The organism is Calditerrivibrio sp. (genome assembly GCA_026415135.1).
GTDB lineage: Bacteria > Chrysiogenota > Deferribacteres > Deferribacterales > Calditerrivibrionaceae > Calditerrivibrio.
The window spans coordinates 87,881-104,520 of the sequence record JAOAHS010000037.1 but is presented as its reverse complement, the minus strand read 5'-3'; the positions used below and the strand labels follow the sequence as shown (position 1 = coordinate 104,520).

Below are 16,640 nucleotides of genomic sequence, written 5' to 3'. Positions count from 1 at the left end.
AATGCAGATTAGGTATGGAAAAGATATTTTAAATCTGGGCATAGATACCGCTGATATACTTTCATTAGACTACTCAAAATCACCTTTAAGCTTAGAAAAAATTGTGAACATTCTAAACAACGAATCAATTTTAATGGAGGGTATAGAAGAGGTTATAGCTCACTCTAACCATACCCTTATAATATTACCAGATATCACAAGGAAATCTGGTGCGGAGATTTTTATACCGTATCTCTTTAATATCTTTGAACAGTACAATAAAAGTTTTAATATTATTTTTGCTATTGGCACCCACCGAAGCCTAACTGAAGATGAAAAAAAACTGATTCTTACTGAACAGATCTATGAAAAGTACTCCCACAAAATCATAGATCACAACCCCGACGATGTAGACTCACACTTTTATTTTGGTAAAACGAGAAATAATACCCCCATCCTTATAAATAATGCTTATTTAAAAGCAGACACCATTATACCTATAGGATCAGTTAGTTACCATTACTTTGCAGGTTTTGGTGGAGGTAGAAAGCTTATTATCCCCGGCATTGCAGCACGAAAAACAGCACTTCACAACCATAAGCTTGTCTTAGATGAGGAAAACAGATGTAAAAATCGCTTTGCTACTACCGCAAACCTTAAAAACAACCCTGTCCACAACGATTTAGTAGAAGCAATCATGATAGCCAGAAGGGGAAAAACCTTTTTTTCCATAAACACCATCCTAAATGATAACAACGAAATAATAGATCTAACATGTGGAGATCTCTTTACTGCTCATATAGAGGCTTGTGAAAAGTTAAAACAATACACCTCCATCCGGGTAGGTGAAAAATATAATAACGTAATTGTATCAGCAGGTGGCTTCCCAAAAGATATAAATATGGTACAGGCTCAAAAATCTTTGGATCGCATCACAAACATTGTGAAAGATGGTGGTAATATATTCTTTTTTGCCGAATGTAAAGACGGATACGGTAACGAACACTTTAAAAACTTTTTTGATCTTCCATCTTCAAAGGAGATGTTTAATAGGCTTTTATTTGACTATCAGATAAACAGACAAACCGCCTATAACCTAAGAAGTATCACTGAACGCTTTAATTGTTACCTTTTTTCAGGTTTCAATGAAGAAGATACAAAAAGAATGGGTTTTATAAAGCTCAAATCCATAGACGAGATAAAAAACTTAATCAAAAATCAAAGTCTGGCCATCGTTCCTACCAGCTACAACTATCTCTTTGTGATAGACTAACATATCTCCGTGAGAAAACTGTATTTCTCATACACGGGCTTGATAAGAACCCTGAGTTCCTCAGGTATAGCACAAAATCCATAAATAGCCCCAGCAATTGCACCTGTTACTGCGGCTATTGTGTCTGCGTCTCCGCCAAGATATACCGCCTTTAAAATAGCCTCCATAAAACTATGGGATTCCAAATTTAGCCATATAGCAGTCTGCAATGTAGTCACAACATACGCCGTATTTTTATAGAACAGAGGCTCAAAAAATATCTCATTTATATCTTCGATCAAATTGTAATACCTTTTATAAACATCTTCTATTGCGTCTAAAAGGTTTTTACCTAAGATAAGATCCTTTAAAAGGATATTGTAAATGATATTGGTAAATATAGATACAGGATGGCCATGGGTCACAGATGTGGACTCAGCGGAAACTCTTTCCAAAAACTCATTGGATCTATTATAAAAAAAACATGATAAAATCGAAGATCTCATCAAAGCACCATTGCCATTATCTTTTCTTGTACCAGCGGGTACACCTTCAACTACAGCCTTATAAGTTGTTTTCCCGTACCCAAAAGCTCTACCTTCAGGAGTATATTTACCCTCAAATAACCATTGACGATATTTGATCAATTCGTTCTTCTTGTCTACACAACCTTTCTCCAAAAGGGATTCAGTAAGAGCAAGTAACATAGAGGTATCATCGGAATAGAGATCGCATTTATAGTTTTGTAAATGCTCCTTGAGTAATATATCTGGGGCACGTGGTAGCAGGATAGGCCTTTTACAATCACCTATACTTTTACCTTCAAAGGGCAAACCAAGCATATCACCAATTATATTACCAGCAATAACCCCCTTAACCCTATCGGAGGTTTCTCTAATTACCTCACCTAATACTTCTGTCACTTTTTTTGAATGCAAGCAATCAGAGACAGCGTCACTGTTACTTAACAATGATCTCCCCCTTTTTTAGTATCAAATCTCTACCACTAAAAACCTTATCAGGTATTCTTATCCCAGACCAGATAGCTTTCCCTTGAAGCGCACAAAATTCCATAAAATGGGAAAACAAAGGGACATTGTTTACTATGACACCGTCAAAACTTATTATTTCATCTACATAACTTATTGAAGAAGATGGTAATATCTTATAGTTTTTCACATCATCCTTATAGAAAAAAGTCACCGTCTTATGGGTATTCAAAGCAAATAACCTCTTTACAAGATTATCAGCAATCTCCTCTACCCTGTCTATATCCCCTTCATAGATCTCAGGTGGTACAAACTGTATCTTAAATCGATCCATCTGGGCCTTTCTAAAATAGATATTAAAAGCTACATTCCCGTAAAAATTGTTATCAAGAATCTGTTTTATTTCATCCAGCTCAAGATAGTAGATATCATCTTTTTTCTTTATTTGCATATTTTCCATCAATCTGGAAGCAATCTTATCAACTATCTCCTTTGTTTTTATCATTAGATTGTTTCTTATTACAAATAATTCATCCCTGACATCCAATCCATTATGCAAATGTTCCACTGCTTCCAAGATCTTTTTCTTATAAAAAACTCTCTTAATAGATGAGATCTCTTTTAGAAAATCTTCTACATCTACAGGCTCGAATGATGGTATTTCGACGAATCTAACTTCAGTGTTGAGATCAAAGTATTCACAAACTTTTATTTTTGAATTGGACAAAGGGTTGTGCCTTCTCGTTTTATAAATAAACATCAATGTGTTATCCAGGTCTCTAAATGTATCAAGAAGAAAACATAATCTTCCCATCAAAAGTAGAAAATTCATCTCCTCGCACATAACAATAAGCGACAATAGCTGTGTATAGTGTTCGGAAAATATCTTTTCATCATCAAAACTCACCAAGTATTCTCTGATCTCATCAAGAATACTTTTAATTTCATCAAAAGTGATATTCAACTCATACGAATCAAGTTTTGGGATTTTTTTATAATCTTTTTTTACAAAAAGATGTTGTGCAAAATTTATATCATAAAAATAATCTCCAACATTCAGTGTAGCACCCCATATAGAAGCATTTCTCATATTAAAATAGGGCTTATTAAATATAATTTTTATTGAAGGGGTATATGTTTTAAAGTTTGCATGTACAAAAAGTGGAGAAAAAATCTCAGAATGTTTCTTCAACAAACTTGAAGTAAAATATGTCAGCGTATCAGGGAAAAAACCCGAAAAGATCGTGTTCGAATAGAGATTTTTTTCGATGGATGAATCTTTAAAAAGACTATATTCCACACCTGTTAAAGGACTTTTTATCTCCCCAAAAGGTATCATATCTTTAGTAGCTAAATCATCTTTTAACCCCTTTATTATAAAATCATCCCCAAAGATCGAAAACTCTACCATCAGATCAAAAGAGTGGTTTCGTTCGATATTTGATAGAAAATCAGATATTCTGGATAATATCCTGTCATCTAAATCGACTACACCAGACAAAACTCTGACAAAATCTTTGTGAATACTCTTTATTAAAAGTATATTAAAAGTATCACAAAAAATATGAAAAAATCCCCTGTTACCTTTGTAATGGAATTTTGCCACATAGGTAATCCCATCAACACTCGGATCGTACTTTAAATTTAGACTTTCAATTAAACTCTTATATCTCTCCATAACTTTTCTATAAATCCAATCGTATTAAAAATCAATCTCATTTACCGAAATTAAAAAGATTCACACATAATAGTAGACAAATAACAATATCCAAATGATTTTGTTATTCATCTTTAATATAACATAAAAATAAACCTTAAATATCAGGGAATTTTAGTTGCCAGGGAGTATAAACACAACCTTGATACATTTTATATTGACATTTGATTAATTAAAATATAAGAAGTAAAACCTTTTAAAAATGAGGTGATGTCAATGGAATCGGGACCTTACGATAGTTATAGCACAAAACATTCCAGTAGGTGTTCGGTAAATATCAATTCCGGTTACCATTTGGCATCACTGAAGATGTCAATCTAACCCCGCCTAAGCAAAAAAATCAACCGAACAAACTGCTGGTCATTTAACAATTTCCTTTAATAAGGGAAATTTTAGAAACAACAAGAAGTATTTTTTTGTCTTTTTGTAAAAAAGTTATGCGTACTTTTTTCGTTAAAGCTTAAAAGTGTAAACAATCGATCACTCAAATACTTACAAAAGGAGGTTCATAAAAATGAAAAATAGATTCTTAAACCCAATTAACGAGAGCAATAACCTAAAAGATAAGCTTGTCTTTTATAGCCAACAATCTTTAGAAGATGTTCTAAAAAAACTACAAACAGACGTAACAGGTTTATCTGATGAAGAAGCCTTAAAAAGACTCGAGCAATATGGTGATAACGTAATCACCCAAGAAAAACCTACTCCATGGTACATTCACCTGATAAAATCATTTATAAACCCTTTTAACATAATTTTGTTAGCCATTGCTACCGTTTCTCTTTTCACAGATATCATATTTGCACACCCTGAAGATAGAAGCTACAAGACTTTAATAGTTATTTCTTTAATGGTTACAATCAGTGGTTTTTTACGCTTTTTTCAGGAATATAAATCCAATAAATCAGCAGAAAAACTAAAAGAGATGGTTAGAGTAACCACCACCGTACTTCGCAGAGATTCTGGGAAAAAAGAGATTTTGATGAAGGATATAGTACCTGGTGATATAATATATCTTTCCGCTGGAGATATGATACCAGCAGATATGCGTCTGATTTCATCAAAAGACTTATTTGTGAGTCAATCAACATTAACAGGAGAATCCGAACCTGTAGAAAAACGAACTGAAGCAAAAATATATCCTACTTCAAAAATTAACATAACAGAATTAGAAAACATCTGCTTATTAGGAACAAATGTAGTAAGCGGCACAGCTATTGGTGTAGTTGTGGCAACAGGTAGTAACACTTATTTCGGTTCTGTAGCCCAATCAATAATTGGCAGACGTGCTATTACAAGTTTTGACAAAGGAGTGAACAGTGTCAGTTGGCTCTTAATCAAATTCATGGCCTTTATGGTTCCTATTGTTTTTTTCATAAACGGTCTTACAAAAGGAGACTGGTTTGAAGCTATACTTTTTGCTCTTGCCATAGCAGTAGGTTTAACCCCAGAGATGCTTCCAATGGTTGTAACCACCAATCTTGCAAAAGGTGCAGTAACAATGTCTAAAAAAAAGACTATTGTTAAAAGACTAAATTCCATTCAAAACTTTGGAGCTATGGATATCCTCTGCACCGATAAAACTGGTACCCTTACTTTAGACAAAGTGGTATTGATGAAATACCTGGATGTTCATGGTAACGAGGAAAAAAGGGTATTACGACACGCATGGCTTAATAGCTATTATCAAACTGGACTTAAAAACCTTCTTGATGTAGCCATTTTACAAAAAGGGAGAGAGGAAGGGCTTGAAGGTATAGAACATATATATAAAAAAGTAGATGAAATACCATTTGATTTTACACGCAAAAGAATGTCCGTTGTACTTGAAAATGGAGCTGGAAAACGTCAACTTGTCACAAAAGGTGCAGTGGAAGAAATGCTATCTGTTTGTACCCTTGTGGAATATCAGGGGGAAGTTATACCTTTGACGGAAAGTATAAAAGAAGAAGCCTTAAAAAAAGTAAAAGAACTCAATAAAGATGGACTACGTGTAATAGCTGTTGCCCAGAAAAATGATGTACCTAACGAAAATATCTTCAGTATAGCTGATGAAAGTAACCTCGTTTTAATGGGATTTATAGGATTTTTCGATCCCCCTAAAGAATCAGCATTTCCCGCAATCAAAGCTTTAAGGGAATATGGAGTAAGTGTAAAAATACTTACAGGTGACAACGAAATTGTAACAAAAAAAGTTTGCAAAGATGTTGGGCTAACTGTAGATAATATCATGTTGGGTCATGAAATAGATATGCTAAGTGACGAAGAGCTTGCCCAACGAGCTGAGAATACAACAGTTTTTGCAAAACTTACCCCATATCACAAATCTAGAATCATTAGGGCACTACAGCAAAAAGGTCACACAGTGGGTTTTCTCGGTGATGGTATCAATGATGCAATTGCCTTAAGAGACGCAGATGTTGGTATCTCAGTTGATTCTGCAGTAGATATTGCAAAAGAATCAGCTGATATTATCCTTTTGGAAAAAAGTCTATTGGTATTAGAAGAAGGTGTAGTTGAGGGACGTAAAGTTTTTGGTAATATTATTAAATATATAAAGATGACCGCTAGTTCAAATTTTGGCAATGTCTTTAGCGTACTTACAGCAAGTGCGTTTTTACCATTTTTGCCCATGTTGCCAGTGCACCTATTAGTACAGAATTTATGTTATGATATCTCTCAAACATCTATCCCATGGGATACAATGGATGAAGAGTACCTTAAAAAACCACGTCAATGGATAGCAGATGATATAGCTAGATTTATGATTTGGATAGGCCCTATTAGTTCCATTTTTGATATTGTTACCTATTTGGTAATGTGGTATGTCTTTAAAGCTAATTCCCCAGAAGTACAGTCACTTTTCCAGTCAGGGTGGTTTATCGAAGGATTACTTTCTCAAACACTTATTGTACACATGATAAGGACTGAAAAGATACCCTTCATTCAAAGCCGGGCCTCTACCCCTGTAATGATAATGACTAGCTTAATAGTTTTCACAGGTATAATCATACCTTTTTCCCACTTTGGCGCTTCCATAGGTTTACAGCCTCTTCCACCAACATATTTCATCTGGCTTGTTTTGATACTTGGCTCTTACATGCTCCTAACTCAAACGGTAAAAACTATTTATATTAAAAGATTTAAAACTTGGCTTTAACACTTCTTCTAAGGGGTAAAAATTATGTTTTTTAATCTAAATGTTCTTACAAACCTTTTAACTGCATTAGGACTTGGTATTCTGATAGGCTTGGAACGCCAAATAAGACAGAGAGCTGCAGGGTTAAGAACCAATACCTTGGTTTCACTTGGTTCTGCTGCCTTCGTAATACTAACTACTTTGGTAGAAGGTGAAAATAGCCCAACACGTATTGCAGCACAGGTTGTTTCTGGAATAGGCTTTCTAGGTGCTGGCTTAATTATTCGGGAAAGTTCTGGAATTCGTGGGTTAAATACAGCAGCAACCCTTTGGTGCTCAGCATCTGTAGGTGTATTAGCTGGTTCAGGACACACATATGCAGCAGTGGCAACAACAATTCTGGTTTTATTGAGTAACATACTACTTAGGCCTATTGCAATTTATATAGATCGTTTCGGAAAAGGCGCTAATGAATTAGAACAGATATACATTGTAAAACTAAAATGTTTGCCAGAGGGTGAATTACACTTACGAACACTGTTGGTTCAAATGTTGGCTCCAAGTCATTTACTACTAAGAAGTCTTCACAGTGAAGATATAGATGAAGGTAAAAAGGTATGTATAAAGGCAGAGGTTATAGCAAATATTCATGCTCAAACAATTTTGGAAGATGTAGTATCGAGACTAAGTCTTGAATCGAGTGTATCTTCTGTTAGCTGGGAAATACAAACTAATCAAGAATAATATTACTTATTAGACTCATCACTGCCTCTATAAGCATAGGGGCAGTGTTTTTTAGTCAGAACAATAAGTTTAGTGGCTTAAACTTTACCCTAACTTGGATATATAAAAGTAACTTTATAGTCCTCTATATTTCTTTTCTGAACAACAAAATTTATACCCACAAGATAGATATTCTTACCACTATGTAGATACTGTCTATGGCAGTCTCTTTCTTTTATCTGGTTTAGAGCAACCTCTGCACTCTGATTACACTTAAACTCAAAGATATATACCTTATCCCTCATCTCCAATACCATATCTATCCTACCACTGTAGTTTAGCACCTCACTCCTTGCTGGTAAACCACCTGCTGATAACATAAGGTAAAACAACGTATGGAAACTCCCCTCATTCAACCTAATACCTTCCTCATAAGGGATAAATGCAAATATCGAACTTACAACAGAAATAAATCCAGCCACATCACCCACCGATAACTTATCATATATCTTCGTATAAACATTGTACTCATCCTTAGAAAAACTCTTAAATCTGATTAAAGTCTATTTTTACAACTGGATAAAATCCCCAATCATAACCTGACTCATATATCCATAGCCCCTTAAAAAGATCTTTGTTCCCTTTAAAGACCTGCTCCAGTGTGGATACAAACAAAGATTTTCCAAACCGGTGGAGGCAAGAAAGGAAGTAATACTTGGAAGATGTTAATAGCTTATATACAAATTGCGTCTTATCCACGTATAAAAAACCATCATTGATGAGGTTTGCGATGTTGAACTCACCTATGGGTAATCTTTTTTTCATAATGTTATATTAACAGCAGTTCCGCTTTGTTTTAATGTTTTTGTTTGTAAGAAAAATCATAAATTAGATTGTGTAGAAATTTTTGTTGAAAAAAAATATATTTGTGCTATACATGTAGTCTTAATATTTTGTGAGGTGTGCGGTAATGAAAAAAGGTATTCATCCAAATGTAAAAGAGGTTGTTTTCAATTGTGCATGTGGAAATGAGATAAAGACAATATCTACTGCTAAAAAGACAGGTATTGCTATCTGTTCTAATTGCCATCCATTTTTTACTGGTAAACAGAAATTTGTTGACGCTGCTGGTAGAGTGGAAAAGTTTATGAAAAAATACGAGGCTTCTGCAAAGAAAAAGTAGTGCCCCATCTTTATGGAAACAGGTCTATCGGTTAGATTGCTAAGCCACACCCCTGATCCAGAAAGGGTTGTGGCTTTATCTGCAAAATTGTGTTACTCAGATGCATCTATTGGGGAGCTACTGGACAAGATTTCCGAGAAAGAACAAACCCTTTTTATAGAGAAGATTGTCAAAATAGGTCATCATTCTGTATTGGAGCATATATCTTTTACTTTTGGTATTGAAGGGGTCTCGAGGGCTTTGACGCACCAGTTGGTTAGACACAGGATTGCGAGCTATTCCCAAAAGTCCCAGCGATATGTTAAGCATAGGGAGGATATTGATTATATAGTTCCTCCGTCTATAAAGCATCATGAGCGATATTACGTTAGATATGCCGCCCTTATGAAGGAGTTGGCGTTGCTTTATTCAGAGATGATATCCCAAGATATTCCAGCTGAGGATGCAAGGTATATCTTACCAAATGCTTGCGAGACAAAAATTATAGTTACCATGAATGCAAGGGAGTTATTACATTTTTTCAAATTGAGATGTTGCAACAGAGCACAGTGGGAGATAAGGCAAATGGCTGAAGAGATGTTAAAGTTGTGTATGGAGGTGGCTCCTGCTGTTTTTAAATTTGCTGGCCCTGGGTGTGTAACTGAAAAATGCCCGGAAGGTGAGATGACTTGTGGTCAGGCTGCAGACGTTCGAAAAAAATACCTTGAACTTCTTAAGAAGTATAACCGTCTTAATTAAAAAATCTTTATCAGGTGAAAAAAATGAGTGAGTGTAAAGTGAATATAGGTGGCCAGGCGGTCATTGAGGGGGTTATGATGAGAGCTCCTTCTAAATTTGTTATAGCTGTGAGGAGGCCAGATAACACTATAGTTATTCAAAAAAAGGATATAAAGATCGATTCCAACAGTTTTTTTAAAAAGCCTTTTATTAGAGGGTTAATAGGGTTGTATGATGCCCTTGTTTTAGGTATACAGGCACTAAATTTCAGTGCTCATCACGCGTTGGGAGAGGGTGAAGAGAAACTTTCTTTTAAAGAGGTTTTTATCACAATGGTTATCGGTTTTGGTTTGGGGATTTTACTTTTTTTGTTCTTACCATTATTGATTACTGATTTATTAAAGTATGTTTTTCCAATAATTGAGCGCTCCTTTCTTGTTTATAACCTCGTGGATGGGGTGATAAGGGTGGTGTTCTTCGTGTTGTATATTTACTTTATTTCTTTTTTTAAGGATATAAAAAGGGTTTTTCAATATCATGGTGCGGAACACAAATCTATATACACTTTTGAAAGTGGTAAAGAGTTGACAGTGGAAAATGCAAGGCAGATGAGTAGGTTTCATCCGAGATGCGGGACGAGTTTCTTGCTGATCGTAATGATTGTATCTATATTCGTTTTTACCCTCATTCCAAAGGATTCCCATTTCATAGTAAAGTTTTTAGCCAGGATTGTTTTTGTGCCAGTAATTGCAGGGGTATCCTATGAGATTTTAAAGCTTAGTGCAAAATATCAGGATAATACCTTTGTCAAAATGCTTATAGCACCTGGTTTGTGGTTGCAGAAAATCACCACACAGGAGCCTGATGATAGTCAATTGGAAGTGGCTCTCATATCTATCAAAGAAGCACTCGATAAAAATGAAAGAAAGGAAGGGTTGATATATGTTTGATAAATTAGAAGAGGTATATCAAAAATACAATGAGCTTACAGAAAAGCTTTCTGATCCAAATGTGATAAGCGATATAAAGCTTTATCAGCAGCTTAGTAAAGAACATTCTGAGCTTAAGCCTGTTGTGGAAAAGTATGTGGAATATAAAGATGTGAAAAAAGCTGTCGAAGAGGCTGAGGCTATTCTCCGGGATGGTGGGGACAAAGATCTCATCGAATTAGCTGAGATTGAGGTGGAAGAAGGCCGAAAAAAACTGGAAAAGATTGAGGAAGAGTTAAAACTTTTACTATTGCCAAAGGACCCTTTTGACGAAAAGAATATCTATATTGAGATAAGAGCTGGTACAGGTGGGGAAGAGGCTTCCCTTTTTGCAGCAGATCTTTTAAGGATGTATATGAGATACGCTGAAAAGTGCGGATGGAAAACTGAGATTATCGATGCCAATGAGACTGGTATGGGTGGGTACAAAGAGGTAGTGTTATTGGTAAAAGGGAAAAATGCTTATAGTAAGCTTAAATTTGAAGCTGGTGGGCATAGGGTTCAGAGGATACCCGAGACTGAGGCCAGTGGAAGAATTCACACATCTGCATGTACTGTGGCGGTTTTACCTGAGGCTGATGATGTGGATGTTCACATAGATCCCAAAGATTTAAGGATAGATGTTTATAGATCGTCTGGTGCAGGCGGACAGCACGTGAATACTACCGACTCAGCTGTGAGGATAACCCATATACCTACAGGTGTTGTTGTGGCTTGTCAAGATGAAAGAAGTCAGATAAAAAATAAAGAAAAAGCTATGAAGCTTTTGAAATCAAAGATATTGGAAATGGAGATAGAAAAACAGAAAAGTGAACTGGCTGAAAGTAGAAAACAGCAGGTGGGTTCAGGGGATCGAAGTGAAAGGATCAGGACGTATAATTTCCCCCAAAATAGGCTTACCGATCACAGAGTTAATCTGACTGTTTACAACCTTGATATGGTGATGGAAGGTGAGTTGGATGAGATAATTGATGCCCTTATAACCCATGATCAGGCTGAGAGACTAAAAAATATCGGTTTGTAAGGGTGTGTTTTGTTTGATTGGGATCGTATAAAAGTATCGGCACTATATACTGAACTTTTATCATTACTACCATCTTATCAGGCGAAAGAATTTTTATCTTTTCTTTTGCATGTGGATTATGACAAAGTCTTTGAACACTTAAATGATACAATATCTTTAAACGGATATAGAAAATATATTTTACAAAAGGTATTTGATGGGTATCCTGTTGCTTATGTAACAAAAAAGAGAAATTTTTATGGGTATGATTTTTATGTGGATGAACGGGTTCTAATCCCCAGACATGAGAGTGAGATATTGGTAGAGAGTGCTTTAAAGTTGGGATTGGTTAATGAAAAGGTTTTAGATATTTGTACAGGTTCTGGGGTACTTTTACTTGCTTACCTTTTAGAGAAGACTAATGCTAAAGGTGTAGGAGTGGATATCAGTTTACCTGCGCTGGACGTAAGTAAAATAAACAGGGATATGTTTGTCTTGACTGAGAGGGCTGATCTTGTGTGCATGGATGTTCTGAGTAGTTTGGATGCCCTTGATTTGTCTAAATTTGATGTAGTATTATGTAATCCCCCTTATGTTGCTAACTATGAAAAATTAGACAGGTCTTTGTATTATGAGCCATCTATAGCTATATTTGCGGGTGAAGATAGATTTTTGTTCTATAAAAAACTATTGAGAATATTATCCAAATCATGTAAGAAAAATACTGTTGTATTTTTTGAAATAGGTATTGGGATGAAATCTGGTTTGGAAGAGATCTTTCAGGAGGAAGATATATATTTTATAAAAGATTACGCTGGTATAGATAGGGTTATGGTATGGACAAATTCAGGGTAACAGGTGGTCATTCTTTAAACGGTAGGATTAAGATAAGTGGTGCGAAAAACTCCTCATTACCTATTCTTGCCGCAACCATTTTGACATCTGGTGAGTATGTTATAGATAATGTACCTCATCTGATGGATGTGAAGACCATGCTCAAGCTTTTAAAAGTTTTGGGAATGGATTATGATTTTTCAGAAAATAGGGTGTATATAAAAAATCATGATGTGGTAGATCTCTGGACAGCTCCTTATGAGTTGGTTAAGACGATGAGAGCTAGTGTCTTGGTTTTGGGGCCCTTAGTAGCAAAAAAGGGGAGGGCAAAGGTTTCGTTGCCCGGTGGTTGTGCCATAGGGGAAAGGCCTGTGGATCAACATATAAAAGCTTTGGTCCAAATGGGTGCAAGGGTGGATATTGAGCATGGTTATATTATTGCAGAGGCCGATAGACTTAAAGGGACAGAAATATATTTTGATCTTGTTACTGTTACTGGTACAGAAAATATTATGATGGCTGCTACCCTCGCTGAAGGGGAGACGATACTTTACAATGCTGCCCAGGAACCTGAGGTGGTGGATTTGGCCAGGTTTCTAAAAAAGATGGGGGCAGATATCACCGGCGAAGGTACAAATGTAATCAAGATTAGGGGAGTCTCTGAACTATCTCCTACAGACTACTCTGTAATGCCAGATAGAATTGAAGCAGGAACTATTATGTGTGCTGTAGCTGGAGTGGGTGGGGAAGTTTTAATAGAAGATGCGCCCGTTGAGGCGATGAAGGCTACTATTGATAAATTGATAGAAACTGGTTGTCAAATAAAGATAGTAAATAAAAATACTTTAAAAATTTCATCTAGTGGTGTTTTAAAATCTGCAGATGTTGTTACTCAGCCTTACCCCGGTTTTGCAACGGATATGCAGGCCCAGTTTATGGCAATTATGACAAAGGCCAAAGGGCTATCGGTTATTACCGAAAATATCTTTGAAAACAGGTTCATGCATGTGTCGGAGATGAAGAGAATGGGGGCTGACATAAGACTCAAGGATAGATCAGCGGTTATAAAAGGGGTGGAACGGCTTACTGGGGCTGATATTATGGCTTCAGATCTAAGAGCAAGTGCTGGGCTTGTGATCGCCGCCATGATGGCGGAAGGTGAGTCTAATATCCACAGAATCTATCACCTCGACAGGGGCTATGAAGATTTTGATAAAAAGATGAATGCTTTGGGTGCCCAAATAGTAAGGGAAAAGGATGAATGATATAATAACTGTCGCGCTACCAAAGGGTAGGCTTGCGGAAGAAACTATAGAACTTTTTATAAATAAGAAGATACTCGATGAGAACTGTATTGATTTTGATTCAAGAAAGCTCATATTTGAAGATCTGGATAAGGGGTTCAGGTTTTTAATCGTTAGAAATATGGATGTACCCACGTATGTAGAATATGGGGCATGTGATCTTGGAGTTGTTGGTAAAGATATTATATGCGAAACAAAGGCGGATGTGTATGAGTTTTTAGATCTGAATTTCGGATTTTGTAGCATGTGTGTAGCATCCACCGATCCAAATTTTAAATACAAACACGATATAAAGGTGGCTACTAAGTTTGTTAATGTAACGAAAGATTTCTTTATTAAAAAAGGTTTTTTTATTGAAACTATAAAACTTTATGGTTCGATAGAGATAGCGCCTTTGTTGGGATTGTCAGATATTATTGTTGATCTTGTTTCCACAGGCGAGACCTTGAGGAAAAATGGGCTTCATGTAATTGATAAGATAATGGATTCTACAGCAAGGCTCATTGGCAATAAGAATCTTACAAGAGTAAAATATGTAAAAATAAAAAAGATATTGGAGATGTTGAGAGGATGAAAAGGTTTTTGGCTGTTTTAGGATTGCTGTTGTTTCTTGGTAGTGTTCATGCTGGGACTATTGATAAGGTATTGATTCAAGGTAACAAGAGGGTATCCGAGTCTAAGATTCAGACGTTTTTGCCCAAAGCAGGTGAAGAACTGGATCTTAAAAAGATCGATGACTCCATTAAGAAAATGTATGAATCTGGTTTATTTTTGGATATTAAGGTCGATCTTCGATTTGATGAAGACAAGATGGTACTCATATATGTGGTAAAAGAAAAGCCTTTTGTTAATAAGGTGTATTTTGAAGGGAATAAGGAGATTAAGGAAGATAAATTAAAAGAAGAGCTTAAAATAAAGGATAACTCCCCTTTCGATAAAAAACTTATAGAGGATAGTGTTAAGCAGATCCGTAAGAAATATGAGGATAACAATTTTTTTAATGTGAAGATTAGTTATGATATTGAAGAGAGGGGTAACAATGCTGTAGATATTGTATTTACCATTGATGAAGGCGTTGAGTCGAAGATATATACCATAAATTTCTATGGTAATAAGGCGTTTAAGGAAAAAGAGCTAAGGAAACTTATTGAAACAAACGAGAAAGGCTTTTTCTCATGGCTTACCGGTAGTGGTAAAATTAAACGGGAAAATCTGGAAATTGATAGGGAACGCATAAGACAGCATTATCTTAACAATGGTTTTATGAGGGTAAAGGTGGGTGAACCAGAGCTAATTTATTCTGAGGATAAGAAGAAAGTTACCCTAAACTTCAGGATAGAGGAGGGTGAAAAATACAAGATTGGTGAGATCTCTTTTAAAGGCAATGTTCATATTGATAATAAAACATTGATGGATAAATTGAGTCTAAAAAAAGGGGATCTCTTTAGTGCTGAAAAGTTTCAAAAGGATATAGCCGCTCTAACAGATGCGTTTACGGAGATTGGATATGCCTTTGCTAATGTGGATCCTGTCAATGATATCAAGGATGATGAGAAGATTGTAAATATAACCTACAATATAGAGGAGAACATTCTTTATCATATAAATAGGATAATAATATCTGGTAACAACAAAACAAGAGATAGGGTTATAAGAAGAGAGTTTGATATAGTTGAAGGGGAGAAGTATAATTCAATAAAGATACGCGACTCTAAGAGACATGTGGAGTTTACCAATTATTTTGAAGAGGTTAATTTAAAAGAGGATGTGGTAGCTGATGGTCTGATAGATCTAAAGCTAAGTGTAAAGGAAAAACCTACAGGCATGTTTACTGTTGGAGCAGGTTATTCAAGTCTTGATGGTTTTACGGCAATGGCATCGGTGAATCAGGCCAATCTTTTTGGATTGGGGTATAACCTTGGTTTGAAGGCAGAGTTTTCTGAGAAGAGAACAGATTATACCTTAAGCTTTACTGATCCATGGCTTTTTGATAGACCTATTACTGCTGGGGTTGATCTTTACAATCTTAAACGAAGCTACTATGAGTATACAAAGAAATCTGAGGGTATAGCTTTTAGGTTGGGGCATCCAATAATTAAACGTAAGCTTTATATAAATTATAGACTTGCTTACGATAAGATAAAGATATACGATATAGATGTAAATGCTTCTGAATATATAAAGGCACAAGAGGGTGATACTGTAACAGTTAGTTTTACACCAAGCATTGTTTGGAATACTTTAAATCATCCTTTTGATCCATCAAAGGGTAACAAATCGAGTTTATATATAAAATATGCTGGTGGGTTACTTGGCGGGGATAATGAGTTTGTGAAAACAGGTTTAGAGAGTAATCAGTATTTCCCACTTTTCTGGTCCTTCGTGGGAATGGTCAGAGGTGAACTGGGGTACTTGACACCCTTAGGTGGTAAAGAACTACCTATTGATGAACGATATAGACTTGGTGGTATGTATAGTGTGAGAGGGTACAAATATGGAGATATATCTCCGAGGGATAAAGATGGATATGCTTACGGTGGTGACAAATATTTGCTCTTTAATGCTGAACTCTCTTTCGATATATCTAAGGAGAACAAGTTTAAAGGTGTTTTCTTTTTTGACGCTGGACAGGTATATGATAAAGGGGAAGCATACCTGTCAAAGGATTTTGTGAAGACGGTGGGTTATGGTTTTAGGTGGTTTTCACCAATTGGGCCACTTAGGATAGAGTATGGTCACAAGCTTGATAGAAAACCGGGAGAAGCACCTGGCAGGTGGGATTTCTCCATAGGTGGACTATTTTAATAAATT

At 35.8% G+C, this 16,640-nt stretch carries 15 protein-coding genes; 11 read left to right on the top strand and 4 right to left on the bottom strand.

All coding sequences use genetic code 11. The features are described 5' to 3' along the window. The first annotated feature begins 1 nt into the window (after position 1). Positions 2–1,252, top strand: a complete 1,251-nt coding sequence (gene larA / locus N3C60_07505) for a nickel-dependent lactate racemase (protein MCX8084746.1) — start codon at positions 2–4, stop codon at positions 1,250–1,252. Here the strand turns inward: larA and N3C60_07500 are convergent. Together N3C60_07500 and N3C60_07495 are read right to left on the bottom strand one after the other, a co-directional pair. Then, positions 1,249–2,202: an ADP-ribosylglycohydrolase family protein gene (locus N3C60_07500; GenBank protein ID MCX8084745.1), complete on the bottom strand. Its 954-nt coding sequence runs from the start codon at positions 2,200–2,202 to the stop codon at positions 1,249–1,251. The genes larA and N3C60_07500 overlap by 4 nt on opposite strands. After that, positions 2,192–3,898 (bottom strand): hypothetical protein, encoded by a 1,707-nt coding sequence (locus tag N3C60_07495; protein ID MCX8084744.1) that lies wholly within the window; start codon positions 3,896–3,898, stop codon positions 2,192–2,194. Before N3C60_07495 ends, N3C60_07500 begins: the two co-directional genes overlap by 11 nt. 553 nt (positions 3,899–4,451) lie before the next feature. On the opposite strand from N3C60_07495, the gene mgtA reads away from it, so the two are divergent. Then, on the top strand, positions 4,452–7,097 hold the full coding sequence (gene mgtA / locus N3C60_07490) for a magnesium-translocating P-type ATPase (GenBank protein ID MCX8084743.1): 2,646 nt from the start codon (positions 4,452–4,454) through the stop codon (positions 7,095–7,097). 24 nt (positions 7,098–7,121) lie between these two features. Further along, entirely contained in the window at positions 7,122–7,820 is a 699-nt protein-coding gene (locus N3C60_07485; protein ID MCX8084742.1) for an MgtC/SapB family protein, read from the top strand. An 89-nt stretch (positions 7,821–7,909) separates the two neighbouring features. Here the strand turns inward: N3C60_07485 and N3C60_07480 are convergent, their stop codons facing one another. Continuing rightward, on the bottom strand, positions 7,910–8,281 hold the full coding sequence (locus tag N3C60_07480; protein MCX8084741.1) for a PD-(D/E)XK nuclease domain-containing protein: 372 nt from the start codon (positions 8,279–8,281) through the stop codon (positions 7,910–7,912). Positions 8,282–8,345: 64 nt separating this feature from the next. Continuing rightward, positions 8,346–8,624 (bottom strand): AAA family ATPase, encoded by a 279-nt coding sequence (locus tag N3C60_07475; protein MCX8084740.1) that lies wholly within the window; start codon positions 8,622–8,624, stop codon positions 8,346–8,348. Between the two features lie 145 nt (positions 8,625–8,769). Between N3C60_07475 and rpmE the strand changes: the two genes are divergently transcribed. From rpmE to bamA, 8 genes are all read left to right on the top strand, one after another. Further along, the gene (gene rpmE / locus N3C60_07470) at positions 8,770–8,982 is read left to right on the top strand and encodes a 50S ribosomal protein L31 (protein MCX8084739.1); all 213 of its coding nucleotides are present in this window, start codon (positions 8,770–8,772) and stop codon (positions 8,980–8,982) included. Positions 8,983–8,994: 12 nt separating this feature from the next. Then, positions 8,995–9,720, top strand: coding sequence for an FAD-dependent thymidylate synthase (gene thyX / locus N3C60_07465; GenBank protein MCX8084738.1), 726 nt, complete (start codon positions 8,995–8,997; stop codon positions 9,718–9,720). A gap of 77 nt (positions 9,721–9,797) precedes the next feature. Further along, positions 9,798–10,649: a DUF1385 domain-containing protein gene (locus N3C60_07460; GenBank protein MCX8084737.1), complete on the top strand. Its 852-nt coding sequence runs from the start codon at positions 9,798–9,800 to the stop codon at positions 10,647–10,649. Beyond that, the gene (prfA, locus tag N3C60_07455; GenBank protein MCX8084736.1) at positions 10,642–11,712 is read left to right on the top strand and encodes a peptide chain release factor 1; all 1,071 of its coding nucleotides are present in this window, start codon (positions 10,642–10,644) and stop codon (positions 11,710–11,712) included. Before N3C60_07460 ends, prfA begins: the two co-directional genes overlap by 8 nt. 9 nt (positions 11,713–11,721) lie before the next feature. Beyond that, complete coding sequence (locus N3C60_07450; GenBank protein ID MCX8084735.1) at positions 11,722–12,546, top strand: peptide chain release factor N(5)-glutamine methyltransferase; 825 nt, start codon at positions 11,722–11,724, stop codon at positions 12,544–12,546. After that, positions 12,528–13,790 (top strand): UDP-N-acetylglucosamine 1-carboxyvinyltransferase, encoded by a 1,263-nt coding sequence (gene murA, locus N3C60_07445; protein MCX8084734.1) that lies wholly within the window; start codon positions 12,528–12,530, stop codon positions 13,788–13,790. The genes N3C60_07450 and murA overlap by 19 nt, the downstream gene beginning before the upstream one ends. After that, positions 13,783–14,403 (top strand): ATP phosphoribosyltransferase, encoded by a 621-nt coding sequence (gene hisG / locus N3C60_07440; GenBank protein MCX8084733.1) that lies wholly within the window; start codon positions 13,783–13,785, stop codon positions 14,401–14,403. The genes murA and hisG overlap by 8 nt, the downstream gene beginning before the upstream one ends. Then, on the top strand, positions 14,400–16,634 hold the full coding sequence (bamA, locus tag N3C60_07435; protein ID MCX8084732.1) for an outer membrane protein assembly factor BamA: 2,235 nt from the start codon (positions 14,400–14,402) through the stop codon (positions 16,632–16,634). Before hisG ends, bamA begins: the two co-directional genes overlap by 4 nt. The last annotated feature ends 6 nt before the right edge of the window (positions 16,635–16,640 follow it).

Coding starts and splice junctions, on each gene's coding strand:
- larA (MCX8084746.1), top strand. CDS start 2: ATGCAGATTAGGTATGGAAAAGATATTTTAAATCTGGGCATAGATACC.
- N3C60_07495 (MCX8084744.1), bottom strand. CDS start 3,898: ATGGAGAGATATAAGAGTTTAATTGAAAGTCTAAATTTAAAGTACGAT.
- mgtA (MCX8084743.1), top strand. CDS start 4,452: ATGAAAAATAGATTCTTAAACCCAATTAACGAGAGCAATAACCTAAAA.
- N3C60_07485 (MCX8084742.1), top strand. CDS start 7,122: ATGTTTTTTAATCTAAATGTTCTTACAAACCTTTTAACTGCATTAGGA.
- N3C60_07475 (MCX8084740.1), bottom strand. CDS start 8,624: ATGAAAAAAAGATTACCCATAGGTGAGTTCAACATCGCAAACCTCATC.
- rpmE (MCX8084739.1), top strand. CDS start 8,770: ATGAAAAAAGGTATTCATCCAAATGTAAAAGAGGTTGTTTTCAATTGT.
- thyX (MCX8084738.1), top strand. CDS start 8,995: ATGGAAACAGGTCTATCGGTTAGATTGCTAAGCCACACCCCTGATCCA.
- N3C60_07460 (MCX8084737.1), top strand. CDS start 9,798: ATGAGAGCTCCTTCTAAATTTGTTATAGCTGTGAGGAGGCCAGATAAC.
- prfA (MCX8084736.1), top strand. CDS start 10,642: ATGTTTGATAAATTAGAAGAGGTATATCAAAAATACAATGAGCTTACA.
- murA (MCX8084734.1), top strand. CDS start 12,528: ATGGACAAATTCAGGGTAACAGGTGGTCATTCTTTAAACGGTAGGATT.
- hisG (MCX8084733.1), top strand. CDS start 13,783: ATGAATGATATAATAACTGTCGCGCTACCAAAGGGTAGGCTTGCGGAA.
- bamA (MCX8084732.1), top strand. CDS start 14,400: ATGAAAAGGTTTTTGGCTGTTTTAGGATTGCTGTTGTTTCTTGGTAGT.